At 57.5% G+C, this 14636-nt stretch carries 12 protein-coding genes; 6 read left to right on the forward strand and 6 right to left on the reverse strand.

Annotation, left to right across the window (positions count from 1 at the left end):
• Positions 1 to 6: 6 nt before the first annotated feature.
• Genes flhA through L861_RS25260 form a run of 4 tightly spaced genes read left to right on the forward strand, consistent with a single transcriptional unit; the run spans position 7 to position 5327 of the window.
• Positions 7 to 2091, forward strand: a complete 2085-nt coding sequence (flhA, locus tag L861_RS02695) for a flagellar biosynthesis protein FlhA (protein ID WP_016415015.1) — start codon at positions 7 to 9, stop codon at positions 2089 to 2091.
• Positions 2088 to 4382, forward strand: coding sequence for a flagellar biosynthesis GTPase FlhF (flhF, locus tag L861_RS02700; protein ID WP_016415016.1), 2295 nt, complete (start codon positions 2088 to 2090; stop codon positions 4380 to 4382). Before flhA ends, flhF begins: the two co-directional genes overlap by 4 nt.
• Position 4383: 1 nt before the next feature.
• The gene (locus L861_RS02705; RefSeq protein WP_016415017.1) at positions 4384 to 4929 is read left to right on the forward strand and encodes a hypothetical protein; all 546 of its coding nucleotides are present in this window, start codon (positions 4384 to 4386) and stop codon (positions 4927 to 4929) included.
• A complete protein-coding gene (locus tag L861_RS25260; protein ID WP_081645761.1) occupies positions 4926 to 5327 on the forward strand; it encodes a flagellar protein FlhE in 402 nt (133 codons plus the stop codon). The genes L861_RS02705 and L861_RS25260 overlap by 4 nt, the downstream gene beginning before the upstream one ends.
• Here the strand turns inward: L861_RS25260 and L861_RS02710 are convergent.
• Positions 5321 to 5899 (reverse strand): histidine phosphatase family protein, encoded by a 579-nt coding sequence (locus tag L861_RS02710; protein WP_016415018.1) that lies wholly within the window; start codon positions 5897 to 5899, stop codon positions 5321 to 5323. The genes L861_RS25260 and L861_RS02710 overlap by 7 nt on opposite strands.
• Before the next feature lie 168 nt (positions 5900 to 6067).
• On the opposite strand from L861_RS02710, the gene L861_RS02715 reads away from it, so the two are divergent.
• Complete coding sequence (locus L861_RS02715) at positions 6068 to 6766, forward strand: RNA polymerase sigma factor FliA (protein ID WP_016415019.1); 699 nt, start codon at positions 6068 to 6070, stop codon at positions 6764 to 6766.
• Positions 6767 to 6793: 27 nt separating this feature from the next.
• Here L861_RS02715 and L861_RS02720 read toward each other — a convergent pair whose 3' ends face one another.
• The 5 genes from L861_RS02720 to L861_RS02740 form a co-directional block, all read right to left on the reverse strand.
• A complete protein-coding gene (locus L861_RS02720) occupies positions 6794 to 8017 on the reverse strand; it encodes an EAL and HDOD domain-containing protein (RefSeq protein ID WP_016415020.1) in 1224 nt (407 codons plus the stop codon).
• 132 nt (positions 8018 to 8149) lie between these two features.
• Positions 8150 to 9430 (reverse strand): DEAD/DEAH box helicase, encoded by a 1281-nt coding sequence (locus tag L861_RS02725; protein ID WP_016415021.1) that lies wholly within the window; start codon positions 9428 to 9430, stop codon positions 8150 to 8152.
• 180 nt (positions 9431 to 9610) lie between these two features.
• Positions 9611 to 10210, reverse strand: coding sequence for a PqiC family protein (locus L861_RS02730; RefSeq protein ID WP_016415022.1), 600 nt, complete (start codon positions 10208 to 10210; stop codon positions 9611 to 9613).
• A gap of 23 nt (positions 10211 to 10233) precedes the next feature.
• Entirely contained in the window at positions 10234 to 11895 is a 1662-nt protein-coding gene (gene pqiB, locus L861_RS02735) for an intermembrane transport protein PqiB (RefSeq protein WP_016415023.1), read from the reverse strand.
• Positions 11892 to 13196 (reverse strand): paraquat-inducible protein A, encoded by a 1305-nt coding sequence (locus L861_RS02740; RefSeq protein ID WP_016415024.1) that lies wholly within the window; start codon positions 13194 to 13196, stop codon positions 11892 to 11894. Before L861_RS02740 ends, pqiB begins: the two co-directional genes overlap by 4 nt.
• Before the next feature lie 205 nt (positions 13197 to 13401).
• Between L861_RS02740 and L861_RS02745 the strand changes: the two genes are divergently transcribed.
• The gene (locus tag L861_RS02745) at positions 13402 to 14391 is read left to right on the forward strand and encodes a calcium/sodium antiporter (protein WP_016415025.1); all 990 of its coding nucleotides are present in this window, start codon (positions 13402 to 13404) and stop codon (positions 14389 to 14391) included.
• The last annotated feature ends 245 nt before the right edge of the window (positions 14392 to 14636 follow it).

Below are 14636 nucleotides of genomic sequence, written 5' to 3' on the forward strand. Positions count from 1 at the left end.
GCCTCGATGAGAGCGCTGACCGATTACCTGGGGCATCGTGACTGGATGGGTGATGTCCGGATGAAACTGCTGGCCGGCCCGATTTTGATCATCATGATCCTGACCATGATGATCTTGCCGTTACCGCCGTTTGCACTGGACTTGTTCTTTACCTTCAATATCGCACTGGCGGTCATGGTGCTGCTGGTCAGCATGTTTACCCAGAAGCCCTTGGACTTCGCTGCCTTCCCCGCAGTGCTGCTATTCACCACCTTGTTGCGCTTGTCGTTGAATGTCGCCTCCACACGGGTGGTGTTGATGGAAGGCCATGCCGGTGGTGATGCGGCGGGCAAGGTCATCGAAGCCTTTGGGACTTTCCTGGTGGGCGGCAACTTCGCTGTGGGCTTGGTGGTGTTCCTGATCCTGGTGATCATCAACTTCATGGTCATCACCAAGGGGGCGGGACGTATCGCCGAGGTGGGGGCACGCTTTATGCTCGATGCCATGCCTGGCAAGCAGATGGCCATCGATGCCGATCTCAATGCTGGCTTGATTGGTGAAGAGGAAGCTCGCACGCGGCGTGGCGAAGTCGCCCAAGAGGCCGATTTCTATGGCTCCATGGATGGTGCCAGCAAGTTCGTGCGTGGCGATGCCATGGCCGGTCTGGTGATCATGGTTGTCAATATCATCGGCGGCCTGTTGATCGGTATGTTGCAGCACGGAATGGATTTCGGCAGCGCTGCACGTACTTACACACTCTTGACCATCGGCGATGGTCTGGTAGCGCAGATTCCCGCTCTGGTGATTTCGACGGCCGCCGGTGTCACGGTATCGCGAGTCAATACCGACCAGGATGTCGGCCAGCAGATGATCAGCCAGTTGTTCGTCAATCCCCAGGTGCTGATCCTGTCCGCCTGTGTCATGGGGTTGCTCGGCATGGTGCCGGGCATGCCCAATCTGGTATTCCTGATCTTTACCGCTGTGCTTGGCGGGTTGGCCTGGTTCCTGATGCGTCAGCAGGAAAACAAGCTGGCCGAGCGGGAGGTCAATGCTGAACCGCCCCCCCCGCCGGAAGCGCCGGAGGCGAGTTGGGACGATGTGCAACTGGTCGATACTCTAGGACTGGAGGTTGGCCATCGGCTGATTCCGTTGGTCGATCACCGGCAACAGGGAGAACTGCTGGGACGAATCAAGAGTGTGCGTAAGAAATTCGCCCAGGATGTGGGCTTCTTGCCCCCCGTAGTGCATATCCGTGACAACCTGGAACTCGGTGCCAATACCTATGCGATCACCTTGAAAGGGGTGGAAGTCGGTCGCGCCGATGCTTTCCCTGGCAAATGGTTGGCGATCGATCCGGGACAAGTCTCCGGTACCGTCGATGGTACACCTACCCAGGATCCCGCTTTCGGCTTGCCGGCGGTGTGGATAGATGCCGGCCAGCGAGAGCATGCTCAAGTCTATGGCTATACGGTTGTCGATGCCGGTACCGTGGTGGCAACCCATCTCAATCATCTACTGCATCGGCATGCTGGCGAGATGTTGGGACGTGGCGAGGTGCAGCAGTTGCTCGATAAGTTGGGAGAAGAGAACAAGTCGCTGGTCGAGGACGTGGTTCCCAAGGCGATATCGTTGACGGCACTGCAGCGTATCCTCCAGAGCTTGCTCGAGGAGGACGTCTCGATTCGTGATATGCGGAGCATCCTCGATACGCTGGCTGAACATGCTGGTCAACAGGGCGATGCCAACGAACTGACGGCGATCGTACGCATCGCACTGGGGCGTGCCATTACCCAGCAATGGTTCGGCAGTCAGCAGGAATTACATGTGATCGGTTTGGATGCCAACCTCGAACAAGTGCTGACACAAGCCATGAACGGCGGAGGAGCACTGGAGCCTGGGTTGGCTGACACCTTGATGCAGCAGGCGGAAGCCGCCTTGCAGCGCCAGGAAGCCAGTGGCGAGCCGCCGGTTCTGGTCGTTCAACACAGCCTACGCGCCTTGCTGGCGCGTTTCCTACGTCGGCGCCTGAGGCACCTGGTGGTGATGTCCCAGGCCGAGATTCCTGATGACCGCACTCTCAGGATTACCAGTCTGATTGGGGCACAACAATGAGTGTGAAGCGTTTCGTAGGCAGCAATAGCCGTGAGGCCATGCGGCAGGTGCGCGCAACGTTGGGTGATGATGCACTGATCCTGTCCAATCGCCGGATCGATGAGGGAGTCGAGATACTGGCGATGGCCGATGACGAGCATGATCGCCTGACGCAGACTTCGGCAACCAGGGCAGTGGCAGCATCCCCGCAAACTGGTGCTGGGCACGCTGTGACGAATGTAGCACCTATGCCATCCGTGGTTGCGCCTTCGGCGGTCACTTCCCCAATGGACTTCGCTGCGCTCAGCGAGCGTTTGCTGGGTGAAATGCAGGATATGCGGGCGATGCTGAGTCGTCAGGGGGGCGGTACGGCGACAGCCTCCACTCCCAGCGTTACCAACAGGCTGCGGCAATGCTTGTGGGGGGCGGGCATCGGGCCGCGCCTGGCTGATGAGTTATTGGCGACCTTGCCGGCTGAGCTTAGTGCTCTCGATGGTGGTGAAGCCGAAGGGAAGGCATGGCTGAAACGCCAGTTGAGTGCGCGCCTCGTCGTCTCTGAGAGCGAGGCTGAATTGCTTGATGCTGGTGGTGTCATCGCTTTGGTTGGTCCCACGGGGGTTGGCAAGACCACCACCACGGCAAAACTGGCAGCGCGTTATGTGATGCGCCATGGTAGCGAGGGTGTGGTTCTGGTGACCACCGATAGCTATCGAGTGGGAGCACATGAACAACTGCGTATTTACGCGCGGTTGTTGGGTGTAGAGGTGCACGCTCTTGATGCCGAGACCCCGTTGGAGGCACTGCTAGAGCAATTGGGAGACAAACGGCTGGTGATCATCGATACCGTCGGTATGAGCCAGCGCGATCAACGATTGGTCAAGCAGGTAGCCCAGCTCGGTAGTAACGGCAAAAGGGTTCGCTTGATGTTGTTGCTGAATGCGGCAAGTCATGGTGATACCTTGGAAGATGTCATTGTCACTTATCGTCGCGCCGCTCAGGCATCCGACAATCGGCTAGTCGATTGCATCTTGACCAAAAGTGACGAAGCGGCGCGGTTGGGGCCTCTGCTTGATGCCGTGATTCGTCATGGATTACAACTGCATTATGTCTCGCACGGCCAGCAGGTTCCCGAAGATCTGTGTCTAGCCAATGCCCACAGGCTTGTCGACCAAGCCTTGGATGTCGATGACGACTCTCCCTTCGCCCCGAGTGTCGATGACCTGGGGGGCTTGTCCAAAGAGCGTAGTCTGCAATCGCTGTCGCGAGGGTTGCTGGGGCAGGGGCGCTCATTGGTCACAACGCTGGAAACGCTGCGCGAGAAGATTGCAGGATTTTCGTTGATGGAGGAAGCCTGGCAGATCGCAGGAACTCCCCGTCAGTATCACCAGTCGGGCATTGTCTCCTTGCAAGAGCGAGTCACGCAGTTGGCCCAACGGCAGGCCAGCCTCGGCGGAGGGCTCACCGTGCTTTGGGGAGTTTCTCGCCTGAGCGGTTGCGATTGGCCTAGCCCGGTACAGGGGCTCGACTCCCAAGGCCGGCTTCTGGGGTTGAACTGGCAGTACCATGCATTACCGGCAGGGCAGGATCAGCGACTGGGTTGGGCTGGCGACTGTCTGGGAGGAGATCGGCATCTGCTGGCGCAGTGTCCGGACAAGGCCGCCTTGGAGTGGCTGGATGCCTGGCAGCTTCCCTGGTTGGCGGCAGTCAAGGGCAACCGACGTATGGTGTACCAAGGGGAGCGCCGCAACTTGTCGCAACTTGCCGAGCTGGCCAAGGGGGGAGAGCCTCTCGTTTGTCGTTTGCGGGGTGCTAACGTGATTGCCGAGTTGTCGTACCTAGGGGTTGAAATGCCCTCCGTGCGAAGGGAAGGACAAGTACAGACGCCGCCCATCGTAGCTTGGTTCTGTCGGCTCAGCGATGCTGACAGCGGGCGGGAAGTGGGGCGTCGCTACTGGTTGTCGTCATGCCATGACCAGGAACAGGCGCGCCAATTGTTAGCAACCGACCTCGTTCATGCCGACTTGCCACTGCTGACCCGTCAAGCCTGGCAACGTCTGGGTCATGCTGGCTTCGCCCAGTGCGATCCGTCGCTACGTTTGCTGCTGGCCGGTGGTTTCGCCGCGGTAGCGCTGCGCCTCGATCAAGATCACGATACTTGGGCGATGGACGTGCGTGCCCAGCTTCTTGCCTTGCAAGGTGGTAAGGCCCAACGCAAGCCTAAGCTTTTGCTCGAAGCCTTGCTGCATCTCTTCACTGCGCGTGATGTTTTCCAGCAAATGAGCGTCAGTGGACAGCGGGTGCTGGGTGGCTGAAATGGGAGAAGGCTCTTCTTTTCTGGGACAGGACCAAGCTGCCGGATTGCGTCGTTGGGCCCGGCAACAGGGAATCGATGTTACCGAGGAAGGTGTGACGAGGGAGTCATCAGCCCGGGAAGAAAGCGTCTGTCGAAAGACCTTGATGGTAGTGGGAATGCCGGATACCTCGACTCGCCAACGACATCGTGTGCAACAGGTGTTGCGGGACTGGCATGTCGCAGGGCAACGCTGGATTGGCGATCCCGACGTTTGGCGCATCGTGGTTCTGGGGGCTGATAGTCCACATGTGCCGATACTGGCTGAGCAGCAGGCACGTTGGGCACTTTGGGTGGAGGGCGACCTCGATGGTTTTCGCCGTGCCTACCGAGTACTCAAGTGTCTCGCTGCTGGCCGTGGGCCCCGGCGTCTGCTGGCGATCCATCCCGGCTTCGTCTCACGCGACGGTTTGCTCAACAATCTGCAACAGGCTGCTGATGAATTCTGCGGCATCGAGCTACTGGTGTTGAATGGTACCGCTGGTGAACGGACGGAGTCTCGGCGATGAGAGGGTATTGGCAGAGTATCGTGTTTGTCATCCTGTGCTTGCTGGCGGTAGGAGTGGCCTGGGGAGCATCAGGAAGCTGGGTTGCCACTGCGCCTGGGGTGCGTGTCGCTATCCCCGAACGTGAGGTTCATTCACAATCGCTATCGACGCCATCTTCGCTTCCCAGCCAAATGCTTATCTCCAAGTTGCGTTGGCGCTTCGATTCTCCACTGGGGCAGTCAATTCAGGCTTGGTTGTGTCATCCTCGACGCTGTATACCGTTATCTTCACCATCGGGTCAAAGCAGGATGCTGGCGGGTCTGTCCGCATCCGCTCCCTTGTACTTTCAGTTTCGTTTACCGCGGGGAGGACAAGCCGTGGAAGTGACGGGATTGCAAGTCATCGTCGACTATCAATGAGATGGTGTCTCCTTATATTCGGTGATGCTGGCTGGAGCGAGTGGGGGGCGGTCGCGATGTGATGTCAATGGTCTGTCTTCCAGGGCGGTGAGCAGTATTTGTAGTGGATCCCCGTGGCTCACCAGTGCAATCGTCTCACCACAGTGTCGTGCTTCCATGTGCTCGATGACCATCTGCATCCGGATGGCCACGGCTGCAACGCTCTCCACACCCAACTGTTGATGGTGGGCATCCTGGGCATCCAATGTCCAGATATCGTGATAGTGGCGGTCGGATTTTCCATCGAGTTCGCCGAAGCAACGCTCACGCAACCGCTTGTCGACTTGCATGGATAGATGGAAGCGTTGGGCAAGATACATGGCCGTCTGAGTGGTCCGTCGGTAGTCCGAGTGCAGGAGAAGAGTCGGCGTGGGCCAATACCAGTCACTGATCAGCTTGTGCATCTGCTGTTCGCCCAAGGTCGATAGTCCATAGTAGGCACATCCATGCGTAGGTGTGCTGACTATGATTCCTGCTTCATTGGCCTGGCTATGACCATGCCGCACCAGCAGATAATGATTTTGCAGGCTCACGATTATTGCTCGAGTGTTTCAAAACTTGAAAAAGCCTCGAATTGGTGGAGCTATTCAAGGCTTGGCCCTATCACCGCTACGTCAATAATGGCAAGTATGACGGGTCGGCATTCGGCCCGCGATATCGGTTTTTCATAGGGCCAAGGTATTGGGCTCGGGGCGAGAAGGATGTATACGGCACAAGGCAAGATCGATCAAGGGGCGTTGCTTGAACAATACCTCCCGGTAGTGCGGCGCCAGGCCTTGGCGCTTCAGGTCAAATTACCGGCGAGTGTGGAGCTTGACGACTTGATTCAGGCGGGAATGGTCGGTCTGCTGGATTGTCTGGCGCGTTATGACACCAAACATGGGGCGAGCTTCACGACCTACGCCAGTCAACGCATCCGTGGCGCCATGATTGACGAACTGCGCAGTCGCGATTGGGTACCCCGTAGCGTCAGGCGTAATGCGCGCGCACTGGATGAGGCTATCCGTCGGCTCGAGCAAAAGTTGGGGCGTGCCGCCGATGAACGGGAAATTGCTGCTGAGCTGGATGTCGGCCTTGAGGAATATTACCAGTTATTGGGTGATGCCAACGGTGGACAACTGCTCCCCTTCGAAGAGCTCGTTGCTGAAGGTGGTGAACCGAGTGATGATGAGAGGGCCCCTCCATCTCCCTTCGCAGCACTGGCCGATGGCGAGCAGCGCGAAAGGCTAGTCGCGGCCATTGAACAGCTTCCTGAACGCGAGAAGCTGCTACTGGGGCTTTACTATCAGGAAGAACTCAATCTCAAGGAGATCGGTGCCGTGCTGGGTGTCAGCGAATCGCGGGTGTGTCAGTTGCATAGCCAGGCGGTGTCGCGGTTGCGGGCGAAGCTGTCCGACTAAAAAAACGCTAGGTTGGCTCTCTTCCCGTCAGATCATTTTCATCATGGCCTGCGTTTCTTTGACGGCCAGCAGATAGCATTCGCGTAATTCTTCGCTAGGGGGCGAAGCCATAGCGTCAGTCTCTAGCTCCTGATAGTCCCGCGCAAGTGTGAGAATGGCACCCAGTGTGCCGCTATTGCCTGTCAGTGCCTGAGCGACACTGTCACTCAATGGTATCTCGTCCAACAGTTCGGCCATCTCGACACCCAGCATGGCGTCCATCAACGAAAACAATCCAGTAGTGAAGGCGTCCTCAGCATCGATGTGGTAGAAGGGGGTGGCCAAGTGTTTACACATGAAGGCTCGGATCAGAGCGTGTTGCATGGTCAGGCGGCAGATTGGGCCGTTCTGGGCCAGCATCACAGTAGCCACCAACGTGCGTAATTCCGTCAAACCCAGCAATTGCAGGCCACGCTTTAGATTGGTGGTCTCACACTGACCGAAATGGCTAGAGTTGGCGCGCTTGATGACGGTCAGATAGAGGTGCGGATCCTGTGCGATCATGTTGGCGATCCAGTCGAAGTTGACCATGTCACGATAGAGTTCGCGGATCAGCTTGATCTGGATACTACTGTTGCTGCGGCGCTGTCGAAGCGGTGAAACCAGGTTCTTTGGACGAGCAAAGAAAAAGCCTTGAAACAGAGAAAAGCCTTGAGCCTTGGTGCGTTCGAAAGTTTCCAGGCTTTCCACCTTCTCGGCCAGCAAGGTACAACCATGCTTTCGGTAGAAAGCCAGGTGTCGAAGATCGTAGGGCTCGACGACATCGACCTTGACGATATCGGCAAGTGTAACCAAGGCAGCGTTGTTGCTATTGATCACGTAGTCATCGAGGGCGATCCGATAGCCTTGCCTCTTGATCAGTTGCAAGGCAGAGATGATCTCTTCATTGGCATCGACGCTCTCGAGCACCTCGATCACGACTTTCTCGGGAGGAAGGGGCAAAAGCTCCGGGCGTTCCAGCCACTCTCTTGACACATTGATGAAGAGCAAGCGATCACCGATCAATTTGTCGAGTCCGATCTCGTATATGGCCATGCTGCTGGCACGGGCTGTGGCAAGTAATGGATCGCGGACCTCGACGCGGTCATCGTGTATGGAGGCACGGTAGAGGAGTTCGTCGGCGAGGTGTCGATAATCGCCATCGCAGATGGGTTGGAGTGCGATGCAATAATTATCGCCAAGGGAGGGCGCAGATTGATCTAGTGTGCTCACGAACCGGCTCCCTCCTGGCGAATGGCTGGTTCTTGGGCCGCCATTGTGCTTGTAATGGTTAGGCGGCCCTACTTTTGACTATAGATGTTACTCCCCGTCTATATAAGTTGACAATCTACTACGGAATCGATATCAGGCCTGCTGAGGGCGGCGACGTGGACGGCGTCGCCGCTGAGGGCGGTGATTGGGGTCAGCTGCTTGTTTTTGGCGCGCATCAGGTGTGCCACGGCTAGCACCTTGACGACGTCGACCGTTTTCGATCGGTTCCGGCTTGGCATTGGGATCGGGCTCGAAGCCTGGCTCGATGCGTTTCTCCAGCGGCCGTTTGATCAGCCGTTCGATGTTGCCGAGAAGTCCGTATTCGTCAATGCATACCAGGGAAATCGCTTGGCCCAAACTGCCAGCACGACCGGTGCGACCGATACGATGGACGTAATCCTCAGCGACATTGGGTAGCTCGAAATTGACGACATGCGGAAGTTCGCTGATATCCAGCCCGCGAGCGGCAATGTCGGTAGCGACCAAGACCTGAAGCGTGCCGCTCTTGAAGGCGGCTAGTGCCTTGGTGCGTGCCGACTGGCTCTTGTTGCCGTGAATCGCCATGGCCGGAATGTCTTGCTTGGAGAGTTGCTCGGCTAGCCGGTTGGCACCATGTTTAGTGCGTGTGAAAACGAGTACCTGATACCACTGATGCTCGTTGATCAAATGAGCGAGGAGGTCGCGTTTCTTCTCGCGATCGACCCGGTAGATGGTCTGATCGATGGTTTCGGCGGTGGTGTTACGACGTGCCACTTCGATCAGTGTTGGGTCGTTCAGCAGTTTACCTGCCAGTGCTTGGATTTCGGTAGAGAACGTTGCCGAGAACAGCAGGTTCTGGCGTTTCTCCGGCAGTAGGCGCAACACCTTGCGAATATCGTGAATGAAGCCCATGTCGAGCATGCGGTCGGCTTCGTCGAGCACAAGGGTCTCCACTTGGGACAAGTCGACATGACGTTGCTGGTGGAGATCCAGGAGGCGGCCTGGTGTCGCGATCAGGATATCGAGTCCTGGACGGATGGCATCGACTTGAGGCTGCTGGCCCACTCCACCAAAGATCACATGAGAGCGTAGGGGGATGTAACGCCCATAGGCTTGGATGTTATCCCCAATCTGGGCGGCCAATTCGCGAGTCGGTGCCAATATCAGTGCCCGAACCTGTCGGGCCTTGGGGCGTGGTCCATCGGCCAGGCGTTGTAGCAAGGGGAGAGTGAACCCGGCGGTCTTGCCGGTACCGGTCTGGGCACTGGCCAATAGATCTCCCCCTTGTAGAACGGCAGGGATTGCCTGGCGTTGGATAGGAGTGGGGGTGGAATAGCCTTGTTCGTCGACCGCGCGCAGAAGTTCGGCGCGCAGGCCAAGGTTGGAAAAGCTCATGCAAACTCCAGAGCATGCGCATCCACCGTTCGCCTACGTGTGTAGGCGTGAGTCCCTGGCCAATGCGCGAAAAAATGGGATGACAGGTGCGGCAGGAGGGACTGGATATGTGCCGCGGGCGTGCATCATGGCAGAAAAACGCGTGATATGCAGTAAAGGAAAGGTTGCATGATGACAATCTCATTGCAATTCGATGATGCGTTCGGCGAGTTGGTCTGCGACTTTGTCCCAACTTTGTCCGAGCGCTCGGACCAGGGCGGGATATCCATCGGCATCCAACTCTGTCTGAGCGTTGAAAGGTTCTTGTGTCAGAAGTTGCCCTTGGCCACCATGCAACTGCCACTGACCACTAGCGACAGCAAGACCATCGTAGCGCCCTTGGAAGCGCTCGACCTCTAGACGTAATGACAAAGCGTCGCTGTTGACGGTGCCAGCGCCGAGCACTCGCGTGTCTGCAAGGCGATTCGCCAAGCGATGACGCAGGCCGCGCTCCAACTGTCGGCCCAATTCTTCGGCCCAAAGATGCTCGCGGGCCTGGTTGAGGGTGATGTCGTCAAGTTGCAGGACAATGCCTTCGCTGTCGAGGTAATTTGCCATGCGTATAGGGCGTACCACCAGGGTATGCGTGGGGTCCATCGTGGTGCGCGGTGCCGAAATCGTATCGAGAGGCAGGGTGTAGCGATAACTGGGTGAGGGAGTCGAGGCACACCCAGTCAGTCCCAGGACTGCCAGTAGCACCGGCGCACAATGCCGCAATACCAGTGAACGGGTGACAATCATACGGTTTGATCTCCTTGTCATTGTCATCGCGGCGCTTGAGGCTCGGGGTCTTCATCGAGACTTCGTTCAAAGATCAAGGCATTGGGTTGTTCGCTCAGGGTACGTGCCACTGGTTGCAAGTCCCGCATCAGCCGCTCCAGGCGTTCCAGGGTACTGGTCAGTTCACGGTAGGCACCGGAACTCGGTGAAAAGCCCTGCAACGTCTGACGCAATTCTTTGAGGGTTTGGTTGAGATTGTCAGGCATTTCACGTGTCGAGGGATCGTCGAGCAGTGCCTGGAACGATTCGCTAAGCTGGCGGACATCGGCAAGCATGGCCTCGGATGTTTGCAGGTTGCGGTCCAGGCTGGAAAGTAGTGGCTCGATTTTCAGGCTATTGAGCTTGTTGAGCAGATTGGTGAGTTGAGCTTCGAGTTGGGCAAAACCACTGGAAGTGGTGGGGAAGACCGTACGATCTTCGAAGCGCTCTGCCACATAGGTATCTGCCAGATCTGGGTGGAAGTTCAGGTCGACGAACAGGGCGCCGGTGAGCAGGTTGCCACTCTTGAGAGAAGCGCGAAGCCCAAGTCCGAACATGCGCTTGAAGCGCTGATCCCACTCCTCGAGGTCAATGGGGCCGTTGTCGTTTGCGCCTGCGATGCGCTGAGGTTCGATACGAATCAGCACTGGGATAGCAAATCGCGGTCGCGACTCCGGCTGGGGAGCCCTGAAATTCCAGGGTACGCTGGCTACCGTACCCACACGCACGCCGCGAAATTCCACTGGTGCCCCGCGCGACAAACCACGTACGGTATCGTCGATCAGCAGGACGTACTCCAGGTAGCGGTTGAACGTGCCTTGACGGGCGCTCTCTTCATCTTCGTAGAGGGTGAAAGTCGCATCGGGATCAACGGAGGCGCCGCGCGGAATGTCCTCGAGGTAGCCAAAGGTCACGCCGCCGCCGACCAGGGCTTCCAATGACTCGAGATTGACATGGATACCCTCGGAGTCAAGGCGCAGGTCGACACCGCTAGCCGACCAGAATCGCGTATTGTCGGTAATCAAGGTGTCGTAAGGGGTTTCGATGAACAGTCGGTGACGCATCCGGCGTGCCTGGGCGTCGAATTGCGCTTCTTCCACACGTCCGACGGTATAGCCCTGATAGGTGACAGGGTCGCCTACGGTCAGAGAATTGCCAAGTTGGCTGATCAGGTTGATGCGGATACCTTGCGCACCGGCAGGAGCGACAGGAGGGTGGTCGAGTACATTGAATTCACGTCGTTCTTCATCGCTTTCCCCAGGCTGCAGTTGTATGTAGGCGCCAGAAAGCACAGTTCCCAAGCCGCTGATGCCTTCACGGCCAATACGCGGCTTGACCACCCAGAAGCGGGTATCTTCGACCAACATGCGCTCGACATCGGGACTCATGCGTGCCGTGATCACCGCATGGTTCAGGTCATCCGACAGCCGTACCTGTTCGACACGACCGACTTCCACGTTGCGGGATTTGATCAGCGTGCTACCGGCCTCGATGCCTTCGGCATTAGACATGCTTAGGGTAATCAGAGGGCCTCGGCTGGTGATATTGTCATAAATCAGCCATAGGCCGATCAGTACGGCGACCACCGGCACGATCCAGATGGGCGATAAACGCGTTTGCCGGCGTCGTATGGCACGCTGAGTGTCATTGGCCTGTTCGTCGGTCATGGCGTTTTTTCCTGCGGGTGGTGAGAGTACCGTGCCTGGGGATCATCCCAGATCAGACGCGGATCGAAGGTCATGGCGGCGAGCATGGTCAGGACCACCACACTACCGAAAGCGAGTGCCGCGGGGCCAGGTGTGATTGACATCAGGGTGCCGGCACGAATTAGTGCCACCAGGATCGACACCACGAAGACGTCGACCATCGACCAGCGGCCGATGAATTCAGTGATCCGATACAACTGAGTGCGGGTGGGGCCACTGAATTCGCTGCTGCGCGGGACGACCAGACACAGCCATGATAGTGCTATCAGCTTGCATACCGGCACCAGGATGCTAGCGGTGAAGATCACGGCGGCAACGGGCCAGGATCCCATCTGCCATAGTTCGATGACACCACCGATGATAGTCGAGGGATGGCTTTGACCCAGCGATGTGGTGGTCATGATCGGATAGACGTTGGCGGGAACGTACATGACCGTAGCGGCGGCCAAGAGTGCCCAGGTGCGTTGTAGGCTATGAGGTCGCCGAGCGTGCAAGGACTCGCCACAGCGTCGGCAATGTCCATGACCATTGGCCTCCAGGCGATTGATCAGCCCACAAGTGGGACACCCTGCCAGGTTTTGGGGCGCGGCTGTCTGACCGCTGCGAATGCCTTCGGGTGCCAGGGGTTCTCCGGCCAGGGAGAACCACATCCAGTCGGCATCGATTGACTGGGTGGTTAGCAGCAGCAGGAACGCGAAGGCACAAAATGCCCAAAAGGAGATGCCGACTTCAATCTGCGCCAAACCGGCGACTTTGATCAAGCTGACCAGGGCGCCGATGATGAAAACGTCGGCCATCATCCAAGGATGAAGGTGAGCCAGCGAGCGAGCGATGCCACGACTGTAGGGGAGAGGAGCATTGCCCAGCAGTCCGATCTGCAGCCACATCACGCCTACCAAATAGACCGCTGGAAGCACGAGGATGGTCAAGGCCACGCCGATGGCAACGAGAGGTTCATGAAAACCGATCAGAGTGGTGACCGTTTGTGTCAACTCGATGCGATTGCTGATTCCGCTGACCTCAAAACTGACGAATGGAAAGGAGACGGCCAGCAGTAAAGCGATCAGCGCGCTGGTGGCCAAGGCCAGACTGCGTTGTACGGGCCGATAGTGGCGTTTGGCCAAGGTATAGCCGCAGCGTGGACAGTCGGCCCGTTCCCTTGGGCGCAACGGTGGCAGTGCGACCACCCAGTCGCATTCATGGCAAGCACGAAGACGCCGCCGTGAGACACGGACTTCGGGGGAATTCGGCTCTACCTCCATCTTGGAGGACTGCCGTGGCTCTTGAGAATGAGTAGGCTCGGACAAAAAACGCTCTCGAAGTATTGGTCGAATACAGCACCTGCATGTCATTATGCCGCTTGTGTTCGTACATACAAACATTCATGCCTGAATGTCGATGCTTTACTATCAGACGCCTGAGTGCACGGCGGCAGGCTGGATATCAACTGCAAGGAAATGATTGTCGATGTTGCTGTCGATTGTTGCCATCGTGGTAGGGCTGATATTGCTGGTGTGGAGTGCTGAGCGTTTTGTTGAAGGGGCAGCGGTGACAGCGCGGCATTTGGGGTTGTCTCCGCTATTGATCGGCATGTTGGTCATGGGCTTTGGAACATCGGCCCCCGAACTGATGGTATCGGCACTGGCGTCGATACAGGGTAATCCAGGCTTGGCGTTGGGCAATGCCTACGGATCGAACATTGCCAATGTCGGCCTGATCCTGGGACTGGTGGCACTGATTTCACCGCTGGCAGTGCATTCTCAAGTACTCCGGCAAGAGTTACCGTTGCTGGGACTGGTGACTTTGCTGGCGGCGTGGCAACTGCGCGATGGCACTATCGTTGCCTTCGAAGCGGGGGTATTGTTGCTGGTGCTCGTGCTGTTCATCGGGCTCAGCATTTGGAGAGCGCGGCAGGCCGGGGCCAGCGAGGATCCTCTGGCGGACGATGCGACGGAAAGCCTGTCGTTCAAGCCAATGTCACTCGCCGTTGGCATCACGTGGACGCTGATTGGCCTGGGACTATTGATCGCCAGCTCTCGCATCCTGGTATGGGGCGCAGTGGACATTGCCCAATTCTTTGGTGTCAGCGATCTGATCATCGGGCTGACAGTGGTGGCGGTGGGTACCTCACTGCCGGAACTGGCTTCGTCGATCAGTGCCTTGCGCCGCCAAGAACACGACCTGGTGTTGGGTAACGTGATCGGTTCCAACTTGTTCAATACGCTGGCTGTGGTGGGATTGGCCGGTGTCATCCATCCGATCGACGTCGGGGGTGAAGTGCTGGCCCGCGATTGGCCGGTAATGGCGACGATGACGCTGTTGATGGCGATCTTCGCCATGGGCTGGCGTGGCCGTCAGGGGCGCATCAATCGTCTGGAAGGCGGTGTATTGCTGTTGCTGTTTCTGAGCTATACCACCTATCTGGTCAATACGGTGATCCAGGCGGGAGGGGCATGATATTTAGCCTTTTGAGGCTGCCCTGTACCTTGTGCCTCTAAGAGAGTGAGGAGTCTCGATTTCTGTATTCCCTCGGGCTGCGGCAATTGACCACAGCCGTTAGCGGCCAAGGTGCGGCAACACGACACAGCCATTGAGACGTGTCATCCTTCCGCTTCCAAGCTCCTGTCGGTAGGCTATTTTACTGATACCGACATCGGGAACCACTGGATAAATTCTTGCGCTGATGTCGCTCGTCGATTTAT

The organism is Litchfieldella anticariensis FP35 = DSM 16096 (assembly GCF_000409775.1).
Taxonomy (GTDB): domain Bacteria; phylum Pseudomonadota; class Gammaproteobacteria; order Pseudomonadales; family Halomonadaceae; genus Litchfieldella; species Litchfieldella anticariensis.